We start from the raw sequence: 22,307 nt of genomic DNA on the forward strand, positions 1-22,307 counted from the left end.
ACCTGCGATCGCACTATTTCAGCTCTTTAGCGAAGTCTCGCTGCAATGTCTGTAAAGTGACTTCTAAACCGGAGGAATGAATCCAGCCTACATAACCGCCATAGACGCAGCGCTTGTTTTCATCACGGATAAATACATGATCCACACCGAATGGATTCTTCCAGATATGTACTTGAACACCGTTTTGGAATTTGAGCAGAGGCTGAGAGTGATGAAAATCAGCACGGTTTGCTTTAGTCATTCCAGGAACTTGATTAAGCCGCGATCTGAGTGTTTCGATTAGCGAATTTGTTTCAGAGTCAGAAACGGCTTCAGAGAATTTTTGATGAGAGCGACCTAGCAAGGCGTTGATTTCAGACAAAACTTCCGGGAGATGGGTTTTGTAGTCCAGGTGTCCACCTACAAGTTCAGTAGCATCTAGGTTAAGAACGCCATCCATTTCTAATTCGCTCATACCAATTGGGCTAGCTAGCCATTCCGCTGTCCGGTAAACATAGGCTAGGACTAAATCCTTTTGGGAATAGACGTTTACGATATTGCCTTCGACAACTTGCCTAGCACGTTCTAGCCGAGGGTCGTTTTGTGCTACTGCACCTGCGAGTAGGTATACATCAAATACCTTTCCTGACACGCCTCGATTTGCTAGTTGATCAAGTGCTGCAACGATGACTCGTGTTCCCAAGGAATAGCCAACGAGGGTAATTGGTAAGCCTCCAAATTCACCATCAGCGATGTAATTCCCCAAGAGCTTGCCAGCTTGCTCTGCACGGTTTTTAGCTACACCCCAGGGATTGTCTAATAATGTTGAGGGCAGAAAATGCAGCAACTGGCATTGCCGCCATTCCAAATGCTTTTTTAGTTGCAGACATTGCGGCTTTAGCTATGAATCCGCCGGAGATGCCTTTTAAGGAAACAGAGGTCAGAACCTTAAAAAGATCTTGTTGTTTTTTGGATTCCCATTTCAGATCATAGCTACAGGATTGAGGAAAGGATTGCTGAAGAGCTGACCACACATCGCTAGATTGTTCGCCTTGTTGTAGAAAGCCACTGATCCCAAGACAAATGTGTAATCCTTCACCTCCGATATGCTCAATATCCCACTCTTTAATATCGCCTAATCGATGATTTGCTTTCCAATTTGCAACTCCAGCGCCACAAGCTCCTAAAGCTGCCTGTACAACAAGACCTCCGCCTGCCATACCAAATCCGCCTGCGGCAAGTGAACCACCACCCAAAAAGGCCAGACCTGCCGAGGTAGCTGCTGCACCACTTAAACCTAAGAAAGTCGTGCCGATTGCTCCCCCGATTATTGGTGCTGCCAATCCACCTGTTAAAGCAATTGCACCACCTCCAACAATTGTTACACCTGCTATTTGAGCAACTTTCCCCCAATCCCAAGATTTGGGGTCTTGAGCAGTGTTTTCTGTGTTTTTCTTTGCTTCTTCTAGGGTGTTGCGGAATCGCTCAACCAAGTCATGCTCAATATTTTCAATAGTTGACCAAGGAACATCAAGAACTTTAGCTACTTCACTGATAGCCACCCGTTCTCGTGCATCGTAGACACCATCTGCAAAAGACATCTGGAGCAGTAACTCTAGTACGAACTGCTTAGACGCCGTGGTTTTAAGATCAAGCAGAATAGTTTGAAGTTCCGCTAAATCCACATTTTTCACTGGCGGTAGAGGATCAATTTGCAGGTGTAGGGCAACGTTTTCCAAGAATTCTAATTCCTGTTTAGAGATCTCTCCGTCTCTTGTAGCTAGCCAGATTAAAAGCTTGAGGATTGCCCGTTTTTCAGTATTTTTCCAGGATTGCATGAACTCTTAATTCCTTGGCGAGACCACAATATTAGATCAGATTTCCACTGCTATTTCGAGAAGATGTTAGGTTCTGGTTTAGTCAACCTGGCAAACTTCGATTTCTAACTCAGTAGAAGGTTCTTTTCCTTAAGATCTTCAACTTGAGAATGCCCAATCAGGAAAGTGGATCTGCGATCGCACTTATCATTTTCAATAAATTTCGGTAAGTTGTCCGAAATATTTGATTTGAACATGCTTTAAATTAGGATGCAGATTTACTCCTGACATCAGGTGTACACATGGGTTCACAGTCTCTACCAGCATTCAAAAATGGATCACGATGGATTGTTGCCGCCAGCGCGATCGCACTTTTAGGCACAGGCAGCGTCTTGGCGTATCTATTCTGGCAGCAACAGCCTCCCAAAGCCGTCAGCGCCAGGGTTCTGACCGTCGAGCGGGATACCGTCGAAGAAACAATCAACGCCAGCGGCACCGTCGAACTGGGCGATCAGCAAACTCTGACCTCCCCCACAGAAGGAGCAGTTGAACAGGTGTTCGTCAACTCTGGCGATCGCGTCACAGCGGGACAAACTCTGATTACCCTACGCAATGCCGAGCGGGAAACAGCCACGACAAACCAGCAACTGCTGATTGCTCAACAGGAAGAAACCCTCCAGCGCAGTCGCCAGCGGATCGCCGAAGCAGAGGTGCAGCTCACCGCCTATCGGGCCGATTTGGAGCGGTTGAGTCAGTTAGTAACTGAAGGTGCGATCGCAGAAACAGGAACGGAAATTCTTAATAAGCAGGAGCAGATTCGCGACACCGAAGCTCAACTGCGGGATGCCCAGTCTGAAGCCAACAAAGCGCTGCTAGAGCTAGATCGGCTGCAAGTGGAGGATCAAAAAGTGCAGCAGCAGCTCCGTGAAACCGTGGTCACAGCACCGATTAGCGGCATGATCCTGAATATCGGCGTTCTAGATGGCGATGGGGTTGAGGTTCGCACCGATCTGCTGACCCTGGGCGATCCAGCGGAAGAGGTCGTCCGTTTGAAGTTGTCTACCCTGGATGCCGCCCGCGTCAAAGTCGGTCAAACAGCCCGTGTCAGCGTCATTGGCCCTAATCCAGAGATCTACATGGGGCGAGTGGTCTATCTTTCACCGCTAGCGGTCACCGACGATAGCAGCAATGGTGGCGAACAGTCGGCTCAGTCGGTTGTGACGACACTGGTTCAACTGGATCAGCCAACGCGTACTTTGATTCCGGGTAGCCAGGTCAACGTCGAAATCATTCTGAAATCGCGTCCTGATGTGATAGCGCTGGGTACCGAAACGATTCAGCGCAATGGTGAAGACCCGTTTGTCTGGGTGATTGATGACCAGGGACAAGCGCAGCAGCGCCCCGTTGAACTGGGTCTTGAAGGACTCGTCACGGTTGAAGTCACCGACGGTCTTGAACCAGGCGACCAAATTATCGTGCCATCGCCCGATCAGCCTCTGACCGCAGGCACACCGATTGAAGCTGAATCCCCCAGTTCCTCCGCATCTCCTGAAGCCAATGAGTCTTTCATCAACTGATCTGCTGCGTCTCACGTTTCATGCCCTGCGCGGAAATCCCGTCCGCTCCACTTTATCAATGGTGGGCGTATTTATGGGCGTCGCTGCCGTCAGCGCCACGCTGCAAGTGGGCAGCATCAGTCGCGCTGTCATTCAGCAGGAACTGCAAAAGCGAGATGCGCCCAGCGTCATTGTCTATCCACGTTGGGAACCTGGCAAAACCTACCGTCGATTTACAACCGATGATTTGACATTCTTACAGCAGCGCTTGGGGCAATCTGACTCGGTGAGCGCCCTATCCTATGCTGGGGCTAGCTCAATGCTTTTTCAGGATCAAGAGTCAAATCCGTTTGTGCTGGCGGTGACGCAAAACTTTTTAGACAATACCGGACGCAGGCTGCTGTCAGGGCGGCTGTTTACCCCAGCCGACTTTAATAACTACCGTTCGGTATTGGTAATTGATAGCTTCCTAGCCGATAGCTTATTTGGCCAAACTGATGCTGATCCGGTTGGTCAACGAGTGTACGTCGATCAGCGTCCTTATGTAGTGATTGGAGTCGTAGAAGCCAAAATTGACGAAGAAGATGAAGCCCCGCAAGGCGAAGCCTACATTCCTATGTCCTTGCACCACGCGCTACAGGGCGATCGCAATCTCAACAATATGCTTATTCATGCTGAAAATTTGAACACCATTAAACCGTTGGAAGAGCAGGCAAAGGTATTGCTCACGCAGCGATCACCAGAGCAGAAGTATGGGACGTGGAACAACGTCGAGGATATCCGAGAACAGCAGCGTGTCTTAACTCTAGCTTCTCGCTCGCTCGCTGCCGTGGGTATGGTGACGCTGCTCGTCGGTGGTGTGGGCATTGCCAACATTATGATTGCCTCCGTCACCGAACGCACCGCTGAAATCGGCCTGCGTCGCGCTATTGGTGCCACTCAGCGAGACGTGATGCTGCAATTCATCCTGGAATCTGTAGTGATCAGCGTCGTCGGAGGAGTAATTGCGATCGCAACCGTCCACGGTCTAACCCGCATCGTCGCCACCACGTTTAACTTGCCCTATCAGTTTGAGCAGCGCACCATCATTATTTCTCTGGGTTCTGCCCTAGTCGTTGGCGTTGGTGCCAGCTTTGTACCAGCCTTACAAGCTAGTCGGCTTGATCCAGTCGAGGCCCTTAGATCCGACTGATGAACTGATCAAACCCCCAACTGGATTATCTTGCCGACATTACAGCGATATCTGTTGAGTTGTTGTGCAAAATGTGAGCAAAACCTACTGGCATGAATCGTGCTGATCGACCGATGGCGGCAGCGGTACCGGATCGTAGCCGCCAGGATGAAAGGGATGACACTTAGTAATGCGACGAACGGCTAGCCAGCTACCTTTAATCACACCAAAGCGATCAATGGCTTCGAGCGCGTACTGCGAACAGGTAGGCTGAAATCGGCAAACCGGCGGAAAGAGTGGCGAAATCAGCCGACGGTAGCCGCGAATCAGCAATAGGAAAAGCTGCTTGATCATGTATGAGTACCCAAGAAGTACCGATAGGAGTCCTCAAATTCTACGGTAGCCAAAATTGGGGCAAAAGCGCATTGCCAAAATCCCGAACCGTGCGATTGAGCGATCGCGCCAGTTGAATATGCGGTTCATCGGCCTGAACAGGCAAGATAGGGGCGGCTTGTCCCTGTCCCAAATGACTGATAACCAGATTCGCTGCTTCTAATCCGGTTACGTAAGCTTTTTCCTGTGACCAAGAACCATGCCGATTCACAATCCAGTCGCCACTCATAAACAAGTTATCGAAGCTAGTTTGAGCAGGTAGCAAATAGCGATAGCTACCCGGAGCAAAGTGGCTGACGGCTTGCGGCAGGCGAATCACGCTGTAATCGACGACATTCGCTTCACGGAAATCCGGCACACAAGCAGCTAGGTCTCGCTGAACCAGGGGAATGATTTCCTCATCGTCTAGCCCTAAAAACTGATTGGCATGATAAAAATCGGCTTCAACAACGCTGCCAGGGGCGTGACGATACTGATCGTGCAGGGCATTGAGATCGAAAAACGTCCAGCCTGTGGTGGGATGGAAGCCGAAACAGGCGTTTGATGGCTTAGGAATATCAATCTTGCGGTCAAACCAGAGGCGCGTCGCCAGGACATCAATTGCGCCCAAATTACTCAAGTTGCGGAACTCGGGTCGAGTTCGCAGCGTTGGGCTGCCAGCCACAATTTTTTTCATGCCCGTAATGCCGACAGCAAAGATGACGGCATCGGCTTCAAACTGTTTATCACCACAGACAACGCCAGTAATGCGATCGCAATTTTCCTTGTCTACCAAAACATCGCTGACGCGCTGATGGGGCAGAATCTGACCGCCCAGTTGCTCAATTTCCTTCACCCAAGGCCGGAAAATCTGCTCACCAACTGTACCGCGACACCACATCACGTCGAAATCCGGCTGATGAGCCAGGATGAAGAAGTAGAGCATCCCGAGAGCGGCAGCAGCGGAACACTGTTCTCCGGGCGCAAAAAGGCCGACCAGCAGCATCGGTTCAAATGACTCGCGATAGAGCCGTTCGGAAACGCCAAACTGTTTGAAGAGTTCCCGTGCGGTTACGCGATCGTAGCGCTGCCAAGCCTCGTCGGAGTTGTCGAAGTCAATCACGGCATAGAGCAGCGGCAGAGCTGACAAGCGATCAACCAGCGGCAAGCGCTTGAATTGGGTGTAGAGAAACGTGCCTAGCGGACTCGGCAAAGGCGGCTGATGCTGAAAAATGGGCGATTCAACTTCCAGACCAGCGGGTGAATATTGAGCCGATTGGATAAACGGCGTAAACGGCTGAAGCGCCAGTTCGTCAACCAGCGAAAAAATGTTGTAGTAGGGATACCAAAAGCCATGAATCCCAGCTTCGACTGACTTACCTTGATTCGTTTCCCAGCCTGCCACTAATCCGCCTGGATGGGCACCCGCTTCTAAAAGCGTGACCTCGTATCCCTGTTTAGCTAAATGATAGGTTGCGCCGAGCCCAGCCCAACCTGCACCGACGACTACAACTCGCTTGCCCGTTTCTGACATGATGATTTGACGATTGACAACTTGCCTAATGACAGGCCGATAGGACTCAGCCTGGCATGACTACAGGCTAATGCTACGGCAATCCGGTTGATCTTGCGGCTTAGATCTTGAGTTGATGAGATTTACGCCAGGTTTGCTGCTAGAGAATGCCCGCAAAATGGAGCGGCCCATGACCTGTGATCAGCTCAACTAGTAGGGCAATAAAGCCAATCATGGCTAGGCGACCATTCCAGCGTTCGGCGGTGGTGGTCAAGCCCCACTCCCAGCGCTCTTGGGGATATATTTTGGTGTCTTTACCGGGATGCACAACATCTTCAAACCGCTGTTGGGGAGAGCGCAGGGCTTCCTCGACCATGTCGGCCATGTCGTTAATAAAGATGGGGTGAGTATTGAGGGCTGGAACTCGCCGGAAGTTCTCAATACCAGCTTCTTCAGCGATTTCGCGGTATTCAATGTCGATTTCTTGCAGCGTTTCAATGTGCTCAGAGACGAAGCTGATGGGAACGACAACCATGTCGCGCACGCCCTGTTCTGCCAAATCTTCAATTGCATCTTCAGTGTAAGGTTGCAGCCATTCCACTGGGCCAACCCGGCTTTGATAGGCCAATGTCCAAGCGTTGGGGCGATTCAGGGTCTGCATAATCAGCTTTGAGCACTGCTCAATTTCCGCTTGGTAGGGATCGCCGGAGTCCTCGACGTAGCTGACGGGCACACCATGAGCGCTGAAGAAGACATGGACATCATTGGGATTGGGAAACTGATCCAGTTCCTGGGCAACTAAATCGGCCATTGCCCGCAGATAACCGGGTCGATCAAACCAAGACGGAATCACCGTGTAGTTAATTCGCTGTAAAAGCGGATCTTCTAGCCAGAGCCGCTCTAGCACCCGAAAGCTGGAACCACTGGTGCTGATGGAAAACTGGGGATACAGCGGTAAGATAACTAGTTCGTCGATCCGATCGCGTTTGATGCGTGCGATCGCTTCTTCCGTAAAGGGATGCCAGTAGCGCATGCCCACGTAGACCATCACGTCCTCGTGGCCATGCTGCTGTAGCTCCTTTTGCAGCGCCTGCGCCTGTTCTTCGGTAATGCGCCGCAGCGGCGAGCCACCGCCAATTTGACGATAGTTTTCTTGAGACGTGCGAGTCCGATTGGTCGAAATGAACCAGGCCAGCGGCTTTTGTAGCCACGGAAACGGCAGCCGGATAATTTCGGGGTCTGAGAATAGATTGAACAAAAATGGACCAACATCATCCAACTGCTCTGGCCCACCTAGATTTAGCAGTAAAACCCCAACACGACTCATGGCTGTTCCTGTTTTCGAGCGCTTTTAATAAACTTCACTGATCGTAACAAGATATTGCTGGCTTCGAACGTAAATTTCAACCAAAATCGTTGCAAGATCTTGATTTAAGCAAAGTCCGGCCAAGTTAAAGAATTCAATAGTAGGATGTATGATCCTAAATCCTTATTAAAGCTTATTAAACTCTAGCCGGGTTGAGAAGTGAATTTTTACCGTATGACTTATGGCAGAGATTTCGCCCATTGACGAAAAGATTAGTACGCTGAATCAGCGGCTCAAGGTGGCTCGCTTGGGTTTACAGGTAGAGCGACGCGGCCGAAAGCTGGGTCTACGAGGTACGTTTCCGCCCAAACCCGACAGCGATCGCAGACGACCTCATCAGCAGCGGTTGAGCCTGGGACTGCCGGCAACGCCTAGCGGTTTGAAAGAAATCGAGAAAGAAGCCAAAGTGATTGCGGCTCAGTTGATTCAAAACAGCTTTAGCTGGCATGACTATTTACCGGTTGCTAACGGCAAGCGACTCAGTCAGATGGATTTGACTGAGCAAATGGATGCCTTTCACGCTCAGTTTCTGGCTGATCCAGATCGAACATCCCGCCCAGCATCCAGCCGCACTACCTGGGAAACGGCCTACGCACCGTATTTACGTCAGCTACTTGAAACCGTTCGACAGCGACCGATGCTGACGCTCGTTGAATCAATTTACGCCACCGTCAAAGCCACCCGCGCCAATTCCCGCAGTCGTCAGGTCTGCTGCACGGCGCTGGGCGCATTTGCCGAGTTTTTGAATCTAGAACTGCCCAATGATCTAAAGGACTTTTGGGGCAACTACGGCACCGGACGCACTCAGCCCCGCCGCTTGCCCACCGATGAGGACATCTTGACCAACTTCAGCAAAATTCCTAACCCGGCTTGGCAGTTTGTCTATGGCGTGATGGCAACTTATGGGTTGCGTAATCATGAGGTATTTTTCTGCGACTATTCCAGCTTGGTTAGTGGTGATCCAGAAGCTGCGATCGCAGTTCTGGAAACTACCAAAACGGGTGAGCACACCGTCTGGCCGTTCTATCCCGACTGGGTGGAGCAGTTCAACCTGCGCGATATTCGTCTGCCGCCGTTAAACACAGATCTAACCCAAACCACACTGCAACGGGTAGGCCAACAGGTCAGCACCCAGTTTCGCCGCTATCAAATCCCATTTTCACCTTACGACCTGCGTCACGCCTGGGCCGTGCGCACCATCCACATAGGTTTACCCGATACCGTCGCCGCCCGCATGATGGGGCACTCCGTAGCCATTCACAACCGCACCTACCACCGCTGGATGACCCACCGCGATCAGCAAAAAGCGGTCAGAGCAGTGCTAGATTCAAGATCTGCCCACTTTTCTCCTTAACTTAGATGGCAAAAGTGCGATCGCAACAGCATCTACTACCCACCAACCATTAACTATCAACCTCTACTAATCACCCTCCACTACAACCCTAACCCTGCCGCATTGCCCCCAAACGACCAAACAAGTGACAGCAAACACGGCAAGTGCTAGAGGGATGCATCACCATAAACTCAGATTGAACGAAATTAAGGTTTCTAATCCTGTTTCATACGGTGTTGAGTTGTTTATTGTTGATGCCCCTTTTAATGCCCCTTTAAAGAGTGCGCTTGTTCAAACCTATGACTTTTCTTCGTTCTGCCTGGCACGGCTTGATTAGACTGTTGACCTACCGAACAGTCACGCTGCTGACACTCCTCTTCATGGCGGTCGTCATCGCGACCCTATGGAATATGTCATGGCTTTCTAACGATCTGGTTCAGACTCAGGCACTGCAAAACGCGGTGCTTTCGGCTGAGGCAATGCGAGAAGCGCGTACGGTGTATAGCTCAGAAGCCGTTGCCAGAGTTCCAGACGATAACGTTCAGGTCACGCATGACTATCTATCACAAGACAGCGCCATTCCCCTGCCCGCAACGTTTTTGCTAGAGCTAAGCCGCCGTCTTCGGGAAGACAACCCAGAGATGTCAATTCGAGTTTATAGTGACTATCCGTTTCCTTGGCATCAGGAAGATGGTGGGCCACAGGATGAGTTCGAGGAGAAGGCCCTCCAGGAACTGCGCCAAAATCCCGCTCAACCCTACATCAGTGTTGAAGACTTTCAGGGACGGCAATCGCTGCGCTATGCCGAGGCCGACATCATGATGCCGAGTTGCGTCACCTGCCATAATACTTACCCTGGCAGCCCTAAAACTGATTGGGTCGTTGGCGATGTGCGCGGTATTTTAGAGATTACTCAACCGCTGGATGCCTTTCAGGCGCGGATTCGGCAGGGATTGAAAGGTACGTTCCTGATGCTGGGTGGGCTGTCTGTTATTGGGATTTCCGGGCTGACGGTAGCCATTCGCGGTTTGCAACAGCGATCGCAGGAGCTAGCGATAGCCAGAGATCAGCTAGAAGCGGTAATTGATGCGGTGCCTGGCCCAATTTCGTGGATAGGTTCCAACGGAGTTTACCTGGGCGTGAATCGTAAACTAGCCGATGACTGGCAGATTTCCCAGGAGGCTTTTATTGGCAAAGAGGTGGGATTTTTACGCGGTAGTGATCAGCTTTCCATCTTTTTACAGCAATTTTTGGTTAACTCCGACACGTCAGCCTCTCAGGTGATTGATGTCAACATCAATGGCGAAGAACGAGCCTATTTGTTTGCGGCACAGAAGTATCAAAACGGTGAAGCAATTGTTTCAGTTGGCATCGACGTAACGGAACGAAAGCGAGCCGAGAAAGCGCTGCGAATTGCCGAAGAAAACTATCGCAGTATTTACGAAAACGCCCTAGAAGGAATTTTTCAGTCTAATCTCGAAGGCCGCTTTATCAGCGTCAATCCGGCAATGGCACGGCTGTATGGCTACAGTTCACCGGACGATATGGTCAACAGCATCACCAGCATTGCAGAGCAGATTTACGTTGAATCGGAATGTCGCGATACGTTTACGCACTTGTTGGTGAATCGGGGTGAGGTCAAGGGGTTTGAATATCGCAGCTATCGCAAAGACGGCAGCATTATGTGGGTAGAAGAAAACACCCGCGCGGTGCGAGACGATAAGGGTAAGCTGCTCTACTTTGAAGGAATTGTGCAGGATATTAGCGATCGCAAATTGCGTGAGGCGGATTTAAAGCGCCAGTTGCAAGAACTGCAAATTGAAATTGATGAGAAAAAGAAAGCCCAAGATGTAGCTAAGATTACGGAAAGTAGCTACTTTCAAGACCTGCAAAATGAAATTGCCCGCATTAATCTCGATGAGTTTTGGGATTAGACCTGATTCGTTATTCTTAAACCTGAGAGATGAGAGAGGGGGATTGAGCTGCCGCGTCGCGGTAGCTCAATCCCCCTCTCTTAGGTTTTGGTGCAATATTTGAAAAAAATGCTAACGCACGTCAATCTGCGATAGAGCCGTATTGGTGTAGTAGTGCGTCAAAATTTGGTCATAGGTGTAGCCCTGTTGCGCCATATTATGTGCGCCCCACTGACTCATGCCCAGACCATGCCCAAAGCCACCACCCTCAAAACGGAAAACACTGGGACTCGGGACACCATCAGCGCTGGCAACCTGACCAATTTCGGGCGAGATTGAGAACAACAGCGTGCTGCGTAAACCCAATGCCGTTCGCAATTCATTGCCACGCAGGCTCTTCTCGCCTGCATCCCCTACGACTCGGACTGACCGAACGCGGCCTGTGGGAGTCGTGGATTCGACCACAAATGAGAGGACATTGCCGACACCAGAAATTCGGTTGCTGACTTCGCTAGCTGAGAGTTCTGCAACCCAGCGGTAAACGGGTGCGCCTTCATCAAAATCGGGTACGCCTCGCAGATAAGGCAGCGGTTGCGACCAAACATTTTCCACGTTTTCGGTGTGACCACCAGACGACGAGTGAAAGACCGCTTCAATAATTTGGCCGTTGTGGGTCAGCACTTGACCAGCCGTGGCATTAACCGCGCTGATTGTGCCGGGAGCCTCGTCGATTAAGCCTTTGTAAACCTGCCAGGTCGGGGTATCTCCGACGTCATATACAGGCGTGGCAGACTTTTGGCGACGATACAGCGCATAGGAGCGAGCCGCCACCGCTTGAGCTTTGAGGGCTTCTTGCGGCCAACTGCCGCTCATTTCGCCACCCAGAACGCTATAGAGATAGTGTTCTAGATCAACGTAATTGACAGCCGTTAAACCACCCGAGGTTTTAACTAGAAGTGTGCGGCCCCGATACCAGCGATCGCTGATATAAACAAAGCCGCCTTCGCTGGGTTCAATCCAAATTTGGTCATCGAACCACTGATCGACTTCAACCCCAGAGGATTCAGCTTCGGCAGTGAATGAACCCATTGCGGGCAGCTGACCGAGGACTTGACCATCGCTATCTCGCACAACAGCAGTGGTGTTGCTGCCAACGGTGACTGTACCAACGTTTTCTTCAATTGCCACTCGCATTTCGAGAGCAGCAGCTGGTGCCATTAAAAATAGCCACCACATAAAAAGGCTTCCCCACCAGCGAGGCTGGGGAAGCCGAGTAATTGCCGTAAATAAAAGACGAACTGGGGTAGTTTGTGTGTGTGTCATAAGGAGAAACGAACCTCACACCATTGCGGTTTGGACAAATATCAAATGGGTCAGCGCAGATAGAAGGGACTGACCAACATTGCGATCAACTTCTATTCTTTGACGCCAGTTTCAATCTGAATTTCCTGATGGTTGGGACTGCTACTTTAAGTTAAAACTGCGGCTGATAGATTGAGTTTCAGCCAAATCCAAAGCAAATTGGATCAAGGTTAGCATTGGCTTGATCCCGGACAAAACCGTATTGTCGAAAAAGGATGTACGAAAAAGTTACCAATCGTCAGAAATTACACGATCTGCGATCGCACTTCATATCCTCAATTCCCCGATAGAAGAACTACACAGACACCATCGGAGCCAGCTAACGTTCAAAGACTACGGACAAACTAAGAAAGTTTCTGATTCACGATTCAATAATTTTTCATAACAAAACTCTACATTTAGCGCTAGATCGATTCTCTTCCCGCTGAATGTAGCCGTTCCCACCCAATTTCCACGTTGACTCAACCGCTATAATCCCCAACCAGCCAGTTGAAAAGACACTTATTAAACTGTCCCCCTCGCACTAGTTCTCCTGCTCCCCATCTCCCCACCCACCCATCTACTCATCCACCCTCCTCCCCTCGCCATCGCCATCTAAGAACCCTCTTGTCATAATGATGAAAGTGAGTATTCAACCCAAATTATTTTGCAGCTGACATTTTTAGGAACCAGTTCGGGTGTGCCAACGCGATCGCGCAATGTGTCGAGTGTGGCCTTGCGTCTACCACAGCGGGCGGAAGTTTGGCTGTTTGACTGTGGCGAAGGCACGCAGCATCAACTGTTGCGCAGCGACCTGAAGGCTGGACAAATTCGCCGCATTTTTATCACCCACATGCACGGCGACCATATTTTTGGTCTGATGGGACTGCTGGCCTCCTGCGGTTTGGCGGGTAGTCCACAGCAACAAATCGATGTATATGGGCCACCTGACTTAAGGGATTATCTCAAAGCCTGTCGGCGCTATTCGCAGACTCGCTTTGCCTATCCCTTAAAGGTGCATACTATCTCACCTGGTTTGGTCTACGAAGACGATGAATTTAGCGTATTCTGCGATCTGCTAGAGCATCGAGTCCCGGCTCACGGCTATCGGGTGGTGGAGAAAGACCGACCGGGTCGGTTTGACGTGGAACGAGCCAAAGCGCTGGGAATTCCGCCTGGCCCGATCTATGGTCGGCTCAAGCAGGGGGAGGTGGTTACGCTGCCAGATGGTCGGCGGATTAATGGTGCCGATTTATGTGGCCCGATTGAGGTGGGACGCAAGTTGGTCTACTGCACCGACACGATTTATTGCGATCGCGCCGTAGATCTTGCTCAAGATGCTGACGTGCTGATTCACGAAGCAACGTTTTCCCACCAGGACGCGGATATGGCCTATCAGCGGCTGCATTCAACTTCGACAATGGCCGCTCAAGTTGCCCTGGCTGCACAGAGCAAGCAGTTGATTTTGACCCACTTCAGTCCCCGCTATGCACCCGGCAATCCGATTGGTTTAGAGGATTTGCTGGCGGAAGCGCAGGCCATTTTCCCAAATACGGTTCTAGCGAAGGATTTCTTGACCTATGACATTCCGCGTCGAGAAGCCGCTCAACTCGTTTCCAGATAAGCGGTGGCCATGTTGATTAGGACGTAGAATAACCGCTCCTAGCTGAATTAATCGAAAAAGCAGTAGCGCCGATCAGACACTGATCGGCGCTACTGCTTTTTCTGGAGTTTATGCGTTAGCTGTTGATTGAGCCGTAATTGCAATCCACAGGAGGGCTAGGCAAAGTGCGATCGCAACTCGCACTGCCCAGCGCTTCAGTCCAACTGCTTTGTTTGACTGGGCTTTTAGCAACTCATCTGGAGAAGACGCATTGGACATTAGCTGGTTGGGGCGACTCTTGAGTAGATGAAGGCATAACTGGCAATCGACATAGCCATCGGCGAGAATTGCAGCTATTCTAACGTTTCACCAGCTTCAGCCTCATCCGCATCAGAAGCAAACTGCTGCACCCAGTCCTCACCAATCCGAATTGTCAAATCAGACTCGATATTACCCGTCGAAGCGGCCACAACACGACCAGTACCCAGTACCGATTCGATAACTCTAGCGTTTTCTACATCTCCCTGCTGGGCAATAATCTGGGTTTGTCGAATGGAATCCGGCCAGTCATTGACAACATAGACATCGTAAAAGCCTTGCTGCTGGAGGTAGTCTGCTACGTCGCGGGCAATATAAGGTTCGCCTGTCGCGTTCTGCACAGCGATGTGCAAGTCTCGGGCTGCCCGCTGCGTAATATCTGATGTTACCGTCGCGCCAAAATAGTCATTCATAATCCGATCGCCAGCGTCCGGATCGCGAATCCAGTAGCTAGCCACATACTCATTTGGATCGCTGAAGCGGCCTGGCAGCATCACCATTTGGAACGACTCTTCATCCAGGTTGAGCGCAAAATTTGCCAACGCCAACATTTCTTCCAGACTGAGATTGGTATCTAAATACTGCTGAGCAATTCGCATAATTTGGGGAATCCGGGGCAGAATGGCTGGACTCATAATACGATCGCGCAGAGACGATAATAACTGCTGCTGCCGCTGCACCCGACCAATATCGCCAAACCCATCGCTGCGGAAGCGGGCAAACTGTTCGGCCTCATTACCATCGAGAGTCTGCCAGCCCTGGGGCAAGTCAATATACAAATCCTGGGTCTGGTCAACATACTCCATCGGTTCAGGCACGTAAACCTCAACCCCACCGACGAGATCCACCACTTCCCGAAACGCTTCGGTGCTGACGCGCACATAGCGGTCAATTGGCACATCGTTCAAGGTTCGGCTGACAACACGAGCCGACATACTGGGGCCACCAATCACGTTCGCCTGGTTGATCTTGGTGACGCCGTAGTTGGGAATCTCAACCTGCGTGTCGCGGGGAATCGACAGCACAGTGAGCTGGTTATCGTTGGGATCAACCCGAACGAGCAGCATCGTATCCGTGCGGCCAGAGAGGACTTCCGGTGAATTACGATCGGCATCGGGTACCCGATCAATCCCCATAATCAGGATATTAACTGGGCGATCTACCTGATAGCGAATGCCGCGCTTCCACAATTCTCGTAGCGAAAAACTCTCTTGGGCTTGAGCAAACCACTGAGGCGGCAGTGGCGAAACCATGGCTAGCCAAGCCCCAAACCCAGCTGAAACAATTGCAGTCAAGAAAAAGGTGGAGCCTAAAAAGAAGCCTCGCCAAGGATGGCGCGGCTCTAATTCAGTTTCAGCAGCATCCAAATTGAGGTTCTCTTCTTGATCAATTGAATTAAATTGGTTGACTGAGTCATCCGTGGATACAGTTCGATCTGAGCCTAAATCCGATTTAGAATCTGCTTGTGTAGGTATATCTGAGTCATGTGACTGTTTTACTCCCTCAACCACGCCATTTCACTCCCTTACCACAATGAGGTCTCCTGCGAATATGCAGGTCTGAGACAAATTTGTGAGAAAAACCAGCCTTAGCCTTTCGCGACAACAATCCGGAATTTAGACCGAATTTCAAATGAGACCAACATACGGCGCTAAATCTAAACCCATTCTTTTAGATTTGTTACGACGCATTAGGGCGATTATAGCTTGGTCATTGAATCAACAGAAGTATCGTCTTGATTAGAATTGCTGAAGTTATGGTGTGGTTATCCTGAAAGACTTGATTTTGGCTTGAAAGGTTGCATAATCAGGCTGATGCCGTTGTTGATCTCAACTAATCCGAACTGAATCATGCAAAATTCTCTGATTCCCGTTATTTTGGCCGGTGGAAAAGGTGAACGTTTCTGGCCACTCAGCCGCATTCAGCGTCCCAAGCAGTTCTTGAGTTTAGATGGTAGCGGTAAGAGCTTACTCCAGACGACGGCGGAGCGTCTCTTACCCGTGGCTGGTGATTGGGAAAGACTGTGGGTAATTACGGCATCGCATCTGGAACAGGGGGTGAAAGAACAATTACCCAATTTGCCCTCAGAAAATTTACTTGTTGAACCGGAAGGGCGGGATACGGCTCCGGCAGTGGCCTGGACGACACTGGAACTGAGTCAACGCTATGGGGAAGATGCGATCGCAGGTTTTTTCCCTGCTGATCACTGGATTGCGGATGAAGATGCGTATCGACAAACGCTTCAAACTGCTGCCAACCTAGCAGCAACTCAGCACGGTATCGTCACACTGGGTATCCAGCCCAACTATCCGTCCACGGGCTATGGCTATATTGAGCAGGGCGAACCGATTGCAGTAGAGGGTATGGCCAGTAGTTCCGCCACCAACGCATTCACCGTTAATCGCTTCACGGAAAAACCCGATCTCGCCACTGCCGAAGCGTTTATCGACAGCGGGCGCTATAGCTGGAATAGCGGCATGTTTATTTTCGAAACTCGCACCATGCTGCAAGAGCTAGAATCCTATGCGCCGGAGCTGATTGCCACATTGAAGCAGCAAGGGGTTGCCGCTTATCCAACGTTGAATAAGCTAAGCATTGACTATGCCGTGATGGAGAAAACACAGCGAGCTTTTGTCATGCCAGCCGTATTTGGATGGGATGATTTGGGTGATTGGAATGCGTTGGAGCGGCTGTTGAAAAATGGCCAAACTAACGTTGAACTGGGTCATCATATTGGTCTAGATACACAAAACAGTCTGTTTTATGCCTCTGATGATGAAGAGGTCATCGTCACAATTGGATTGGATGATGTGGTTGTTGTGCGCGATGGTCAAGCGACACTCATCGTGCATAAAGATCGGACACAAGATATCAAGACAATCCTGAGTAAGCTAAAGAACGATCCGAAAACTCAAGGTCTTTTGTAAGTTCAATTCATAAATCATCCGAACTCGCTGTCATCTTCTTCCGTTGCATGGCGAGATAATGGGAGCATGATTGAGCGAATTTCAATAGAGCTGACGAATCAGTGCGGCAAGCACTGCCACTTCTGCTATAACCACAGCCAGCCGCAGGGTCAAACGACTTGGGCACCAGAAGAGGTTGTCCAGTTTGTGCAGGACTGTGCCCAGCAGGGAACCCAGGCGGTTTCGTTTGGTGGTGGAGAACCGCTGGAATATCCCAGCGTATTTGAGGTGCTGCGACAATTGCGTGGTACGGTGTTTCGGTCGCTGACGAGTAATGGATTGCATCTGCATGGCGATATGCTGGATCGACTGGTGGCGGCTCAGCCGGATAAGGTGCATCTGTCGATTCACTATCCCGAGCAACCAGCGGAGGTGAATCGGGTGATCCAGCAGGTGCAGGAACTGGAGATGCTGGGCATTCGCGGCGGTATTAATCTTTTGGTGCCTCGCTCGAAACTAGCGGCTGTAGCTCAGGCGGTGCAGGCGATTCATCAGGCGGGAATTGGCAATGATCGGATAGTGTACTTGCCGATGCGAATTGCCGATACGCCCACGCCAAAGCAGATTGCTCAGGTCAGTGGTGGTCAGCCGTTTCAGTCAATGAGCTGTCTAACAGCTTGTCAAAAAAGCCCCCGCTTCTGCTCAATTTCTTGGGATAAGCAAGTGGGCTGGTGTTCGTATACGATTGCCCGCCACCCACTCACGGCACCGACTGCTGAGGCTTTAGCAATGGCATTGCAGGATCTGCCGCTAATTTTTTGTGGGGGAACGTAGTTGAATGACACAGTTTGGAGACAAAGAAATGTGTGATTATCCCGCTGCTCACAGTATGGATACGGAATGGTTTGCCGTTGATGCAGATGGCAATATTGGTTTCTTTGATTCCAGTGAAGGTGGAGCCGTTCCGGAAACATGGAGCAGAACTCGTAGGGAAACAAAAATTGAGTATGTCTACGACTTCTTAGAGAAGTGGAGAGAGATTGAAGATGTTTCAGTCCTACAGATTCCAATTCCTAGCAATTCAATTGAAGGGATAGTATCAGTCTCTGAACTACTTCAACTTATGGAAACGGTTGATTATGACTATGATCTAGCTTTGAAACGCTTCAAGCGAAGCCCGAATAAATATAGTGAGAGTTGGATTGGTGTCTTCAATCTGTTCTTTATTACTGATCCAAATTTTCGGATTGGTTGGTCTGATTGGATCTTGCAATTTGAATCCGATGATGCGTTCAATCAATTCTCACAGAAGGTTTTTGCCCCCTATAGTCGAGGTGTAATCATCCGATTTTTAGGTAACAAAAGTATTTTTGGTGCTTATGAATATCTTATTGATTCTAATCGTTCGCTCGTCAGAGAGTTTATGCACTCAGGAAAAATCAATGGTGCAAAACCTGTGAAAATGTTCCACTATCGAGGTGTAAATCATCTACACGAGATCGGGCTGTTTCCCTACACTCAAAATTCAAGCGCTCCGATTCCCTACGAAAAAATGGCCGATCCGATCATTCCACTCAAGCTAGATGATTTACCGGAAGAACTACAAGATCAGATTAGCTGGACGTGGTTTGACGATATTTGCTTTACCGAACGGCAACTCATTCAACCGCTAGAGCACATGAAATGCAACACCTGGAGTGCCCGCGAATGGTGGATTGACACCCAAGGTCAAGAACGCGAAGGGCATCCGTTTAAGTAGATTAGGCTGCAAATCATTAGCCAAAGTGCAGCGGATCGACATCGATAGCGAGGCGTACCTGACGCGGACAGTGGGTTCTCAGCTCATTCAAATCTGGCACATCAGTGCCTAGCGGAAACTTCAGCATTAGTTGCCAGCGATAGCGGCGGGCAATTCGGACAATCGGTGCGGGGGCAGGCCCTAGCAGTTGGTGATCAACCTGGGCCAAAATCGAGTCTGGTGCGTCCAGCAGATCGGCAATCTGCTCCGCTGTTTGCTGTGCCTGAACCGGATCGAGACTGCTAAACCGCAGCAGCACAATTTGACAGTAGGGCGGAAAATGGGTTTCCTGGCGCTGCTGAAGTTCCGCCTCGGCAAAGGCCGCATAGTCCTGCTTCTGCACCGCCTCAATCACCGGATGCTGGGGATTATAGGTTTGCAAAATCACTCGGCCCGGATCATCTCCACGACCTGCTCGACCCGCCACCTGTAGCAGCGTCTGAAACGTGCGCTCACTGGCCCGATAGTCACTCATATAGAGCAGTCCATCAGCCGCCAAAATACCTACCAGCGTTACCTGGGGCAGGTCAATGCCCTTAGTCAGCATTTGGGTGCCCACCAGCAGATCGGCTTCTCCCTGAGCAAAGCGAGTCAGCAACGCCCGGTGCGCTCCCTTGGCACGAGTCGTATCGCTATCGAATCGGATGCAGCTCAGATCCGGAAACTGTTCGTGAATCGACTGCACCACCCGCTGAGTGCCGCTGCCGAAGTTTTTCAAATACTGAGAGCCACATTCGGGACAAGCTGGCGGTTGCGATCGCGCATAGTTGCAGTAGTGACAGCGCAGGACGGGCGGTGAGTGATCATAGGGTCGATGGTAGGACAGGGAAACATCGCAATCGGGACAGGGCATCACATAGCCGCAACTGCGACAGGAGACAAAGGAACTGTGTCCCCGTCGATGGATAAATAGCAGTCCCTGTTGGCCTTTGGCTTTCATCTCTTCCAAGCCAAGCTGGAGCGGGCGACTGATGATCGAGCGGTTGCCCTCGCGAAACTCGGTACGCAGATCAACGACCTGAATCTTGGGCATGGGGCGATCGTGGATGCGCTGGGGCAGGGAAAGATAGATGTGACGGGGTTGGTGCGGTGTCAAGGGTTGTTCGATCCCCCCGCCTTCGGCACCCCCCTTCAAAAGGGGGGCAGGGGAAATCCCTTTGTCCGATACAGATACCTGTTGATCATTCGCTGCTCGTTCTCCCCCCTTTTCAAGGGGGGCAGGGGAGATCTCTTGGTTCGCTAGAGATACCTGTTGATTATTCGCCACTCGTTCTCCCCCCTTATTAAGGGGGGTAGGGGGGATCTCTTGGTTCGCTAGAGATACCTGTTGATCGTTCGCCACTCGTTCTCCCCCCTTTTCAAGGGGGGCAGGGGGGATCTCCACTGCCTGTTGCCATGTTTCCAGCGATGGCGTTGCCGAACCCAGCAGCAGCGGACAGTTTTCTAACTCCGCTCGCCATTGAGCGACAGTGCGGGCGTGATAGCAGGGCACAGGTTGATCCTGCTTAAAACTGGAATCGTGTTCTTCATCCAGAACAATTAGCCCCACGTTTTGCAGTGGCGCAAAGACCGCTGAGCGAGTGCCGATGACGATGCAGGGATCACCCTGGAGCAACTGCCGCCAAGTGTCGTAGCGTTCACCGTCCGATAGGGCACTGTGGTAGACGCAAACACTGCGACCGTAGCGGGCGCGAAATCGGTCGGTGAGCTGGGGCGTGAGGCCAATTTCGGGAACGAGTACCAGCACTGACTTTCCGATTTTGAGTAGAGGTGCGATCGCTTGTAGATAAACTTCGGTTTTGCCCGATCCGGTGACGCCGTGTAGGAGCAATGTGGTCGAACCGTCAGCGGTATGAATGTGGTTGAGCGCCTTGGTTTGAGCAGGCGTCAGCGCTTTGGCCTGATCCAATGCCGGCACAAAATCTGGCTCCATCCGCAGTCGTTCGCGATCTTGGATGGAAATGTGGCCCTTTTGCTCTAGCTTTTTGAGCGTGGTGGAACTGGTTTGACAGAGCTGTAGCGCATCGGTCAACCAGCAGTCACCGCCGTTGCGCCAGAGGATTTGCAGAATCTCGCGCTGGCGCTTGGTGACGATATCGGCATCAAGGTCATTGGGATCAGTCGTAACTGTAACCGCTTGCTGAAGCTTGGGCTGCGGCGATTCCGGCGGCTCCAAATAGCTCTCCACCCAGCCCGCCTGCTGGAGCTGGCGCAGTCCTCGCTGAAACTGCTTCACCTTGCGCTGGAGATACATGCGGGTATAGTCGCCCGTTTTTGACTTTTGCAGCAGCGTCAGAATTTGCTGGGCGGCAGGCAGCAGCAGCGCTTTCTCGCCATCAGAGATATCGGTTTTGATTAGCCGTATCCGCGCTTGAGAACGTCCCAGCAGCTTGGGCGGCAGCGCTGTCCGCACAACCTGAATCAGCGGCGTTTGGTAGTACTGGGCCACTTTTTGCAGCAGCAGCCAGTAGCTGGGCGCACAGAATCCCTCGCTGATCACGTCTTCAACCGGACGAATTTGTTCTGGCTCTAAATGCGGAGGGAGATGAGACTGAAGCTGAAGTGCGATCGCACCTACCTGTTGCGCCCCAAACGGCACGCTCAGCACGTCACCGGGCTGTACGGTCAAGCCAGCAGGAATGCGATAGGTGTAAACATCCTCCGCAGCGGGACAGTCCACTAGCGCTGTTACCCAGATGGCCGCTTCAGGTGATTCTGAGTTTGGGCTGGCTGGACTGAAGGATGGGGTTGCCTCGGCCACTCTTAGGCTGCCTGAGTTCAGTGAATCGGCAGGATCGGTGTTCGACGTTGTCATGTCGGCGGGAATCGCATCAACGTCCTTGCGCTTGGGCTGACTGGATGTGCCAACAGCCGCGACTCGAACTGGATGATCAGAGGTAAGATTCATCGACGATCCCAAAGCGAAGTCAATCCCGAACTAATACAAACGATCTTAAGCTATATCTAGTGTCAATCATAGTAGCAAGTCTTGTTTTACCCAAGCCTGTCCATTTGTGCAACGGCATTCTCAAGCACCTGCAATTGCGTCGTTTCAGACTGATTGGCTCAACTGATTTACATTTCTTTAGCTAGCGCAACTCAACTCAAGAAGTCGAAATACAAAGAAAATATTACGAAACCCAAGGTTACCGATTTTTGCTCTGATACTGAGATCTAGATTGAATAAGGTCAGCTCAAATAAAGACCTTAAATATACACAACCCTATAAGAGAAGGGGGGTTACCAAGGACGCAATATTCGTGTCTGATCCCCCTTTGGAAATTCAAAACAAAAGGAAAGCGATGGGAGAGCCAGTTTTGG

At 50.9% G+C, this 22,307-nt stretch carries 17 protein-coding genes; 8 read left to right on the forward strand and 9 right to left on the reverse strand.

Annotated features, from left to right (window positions below):
• Positions 1-13: 13 nt before the first annotated feature.
• Positions 14-826 (reverse strand): DUF726 domain-containing protein, encoded by an 813-nt coding sequence (locus AC286M_RS25010; RefSeq protein ID WP_488206959.1) that lies wholly within the window; start codon positions 824-826, stop codon positions 14-16.
• Complete coding sequence (locus AC286M_RS25015) at positions 774-1,817, reverse strand: DUF726 domain-containing protein (RefSeq protein ID WP_488206960.1); 1,044 nt, start codon at positions 1,815-1,817, stop codon at positions 774-776. Before AC286M_RS25015 ends, AC286M_RS25010 begins: the two co-directional genes overlap by 53 nt.
• A 281-nt stretch (positions 1,818-2,098) precedes the next feature.
• On the opposite strand from AC286M_RS25015, the gene AC286M_RS25020 reads away from it, so the two are divergent.
• Together AC286M_RS25020 and AC286M_RS25025 are read left to right on the forward strand one after the other, a co-directional pair.
• Complete coding sequence (locus AC286M_RS25020; protein ID WP_488206961.1) at positions 2,099-3,373, forward strand: efflux RND transporter periplasmic adaptor subunit; 1,275 nt, start codon at positions 2,099-2,101, stop codon at positions 3,371-3,373.
• The gene (locus tag AC286M_RS25025) at positions 3,354-4,544 is read left to right on the forward strand and encodes an ABC transporter permease (RefSeq protein WP_488206962.1); all 1,191 of its coding nucleotides are present in this window, start codon (positions 3,354-3,356) and stop codon (positions 4,542-4,544) included. Before AC286M_RS25020 ends, AC286M_RS25025 begins: the two co-directional genes overlap by 20 nt.
• Positions 4,545-4,628: 84 nt before the next feature.
• Here the strand turns inward: AC286M_RS25025 and yidD are convergent, their stop codons facing one another.
• From yidD to hemH, 3 genes are all read right to left on the reverse strand, one after another.
• Complete coding sequence (gene yidD / locus AC286M_RS25030; RefSeq protein WP_488206963.1) at positions 4,629-4,877, reverse strand: membrane protein insertion efficiency factor YidD; 249 nt, start codon at positions 4,875-4,877, stop codon at positions 4,629-4,631.
• Positions 4,878-4,917: 40 nt separating this feature from the next.
• Entirely contained in the window at positions 4,918-6,429 is a 1,512-nt protein-coding gene (locus AC286M_RS25035; RefSeq protein WP_488206964.1) for a hydroxysqualene dehydroxylase, read from the reverse strand.
• A 139-nt stretch (positions 6,430-6,568) separates the two neighbouring features.
• Positions 6,569-7,735 carry a ferrochelatase gene (gene hemH, locus AC286M_RS25040; protein WP_488206965.1) on the reverse strand — a complete coding sequence of 389 codons (1,167 nt, stop codon included), beginning with the start codon at positions 7,733-7,735 and terminating at the stop codon, positions 6,569-6,571.
• A 220-nt stretch (positions 7,736-7,955) separates the two neighbouring features.
• Between hemH and AC286M_RS25045 the strand changes: the two genes are divergently transcribed.
• Together AC286M_RS25045 and AC286M_RS25050 are read left to right on the forward strand one after the other, a co-directional pair.
• The gene (locus AC286M_RS25045; protein WP_488206966.1) at positions 7,956-9,128 is read left to right on the forward strand and encodes a site-specific integrase; all 1,173 of its coding nucleotides are present in this window, start codon (positions 7,956-7,958) and stop codon (positions 9,126-9,128) included.
• A 278-nt stretch (positions 9,129-9,406) separates the two neighbouring features.
• Positions 9,407-11,041 carry a PAS domain S-box protein gene (locus AC286M_RS25050; RefSeq protein ID WP_488206967.1) on the forward strand — a complete coding sequence of 545 codons (1,635 nt, stop codon included), beginning with the start codon at positions 9,407-9,409 and terminating at the stop codon, positions 11,039-11,041.
• A 111-nt stretch (positions 11,042-11,152) separates the two neighbouring features.
• Here the strand turns inward: AC286M_RS25050 and AC286M_RS25055 are convergent, their stop codons facing one another.
• Positions 11,153-12,238, reverse strand: a complete 1,086-nt coding sequence (locus tag AC286M_RS25055) for a SpoIID/LytB domain-containing protein (protein WP_488206968.1) — start codon at positions 12,236-12,238, stop codon at positions 11,153-11,155.
• Between the two features lie 790 nt (positions 12,239-13,028).
• Here AC286M_RS25055 and AC286M_RS25060 point away from each other — a divergent pair.
• Complete coding sequence (locus tag AC286M_RS25060; RefSeq protein ID WP_488206969.1) at positions 13,029-13,985, forward strand: ribonuclease Z; 957 nt, start codon at positions 13,029-13,031, stop codon at positions 13,983-13,985.
• Between the two features lie 108 nt (positions 13,986-14,093).
• Here the strand turns inward: AC286M_RS25060 and AC286M_RS25065 are convergent, their stop codons facing one another.
• Together AC286M_RS25065 and AC286M_RS25070 are read right to left on the reverse strand one after the other, a co-directional pair.
• Positions 14,094-14,243: a hypothetical protein gene (locus AC286M_RS25065; RefSeq protein ID WP_488206970.1), complete on the reverse strand. Its 150-nt coding sequence runs from the start codon at positions 14,241-14,243 to the stop codon at positions 14,094-14,096.
• 74 nt (positions 14,244-14,317) lie between these two features.
• On the reverse strand, positions 14,318-15,649 hold the full coding sequence (locus tag AC286M_RS25070; RefSeq protein WP_488206971.1) for an LCP family protein: 1,332 nt from the start codon (positions 15,647-15,649) through the stop codon (positions 14,318-14,320).
• A gap of 483 nt (positions 15,650-16,132) precedes the next feature.
• Here AC286M_RS25070 and AC286M_RS25075 point away from each other — a divergent pair, with 483 nt between their 5' ends.
• The 3 genes from AC286M_RS25075 to AC286M_RS25085 all read left to right on the forward strand — a co-directional run bounded on the left by AC286M_RS25075 (position 16,133) and on the right by AC286M_RS25085 (position 18,947).
• Positions 16,133-17,209 (forward strand): mannose-1-phosphate guanylyltransferase, encoded by a 1,077-nt coding sequence (locus AC286M_RS25075; RefSeq protein ID WP_488206972.1) that lies wholly within the window; start codon positions 16,133-16,135, stop codon positions 17,207-17,209.
• 66 nt (positions 17,210-17,275) lie between these two features.
• Positions 17,276-18,022 (forward strand): radical SAM protein, encoded by a 747-nt coding sequence (locus AC286M_RS25080; RefSeq protein ID WP_488206973.1) that lies wholly within the window; start codon positions 17,276-17,278, stop codon positions 18,020-18,022.
• A 4-nt stretch (positions 18,023-18,026) separates the two neighbouring features.
• Positions 18,027-18,947 (forward strand): hypothetical protein, encoded by a 921-nt coding sequence (locus AC286M_RS25085; RefSeq protein ID WP_488206974.1) that lies wholly within the window; start codon positions 18,027-18,029, stop codon positions 18,945-18,947.
• Between the two features lie 16 nt (positions 18,948-18,963).
• On the opposite strand, the gene priA is transcribed toward AC286M_RS25085, so the two are convergent.
• The gene (gene priA, locus AC286M_RS25090) at positions 18,964-21,894 is read right to left on the reverse strand and encodes a replication restart helicase PriA (protein ID WP_488206975.1); all 2,931 of its coding nucleotides are present in this window, start codon (positions 21,892-21,894) and stop codon (positions 18,964-18,966) included.
• Positions 21,895-22,307: the final 413 nt, after the last annotated feature.

It is taken from the genome of Thainema salinarum CENA647 (assembly GCF_057732415.1).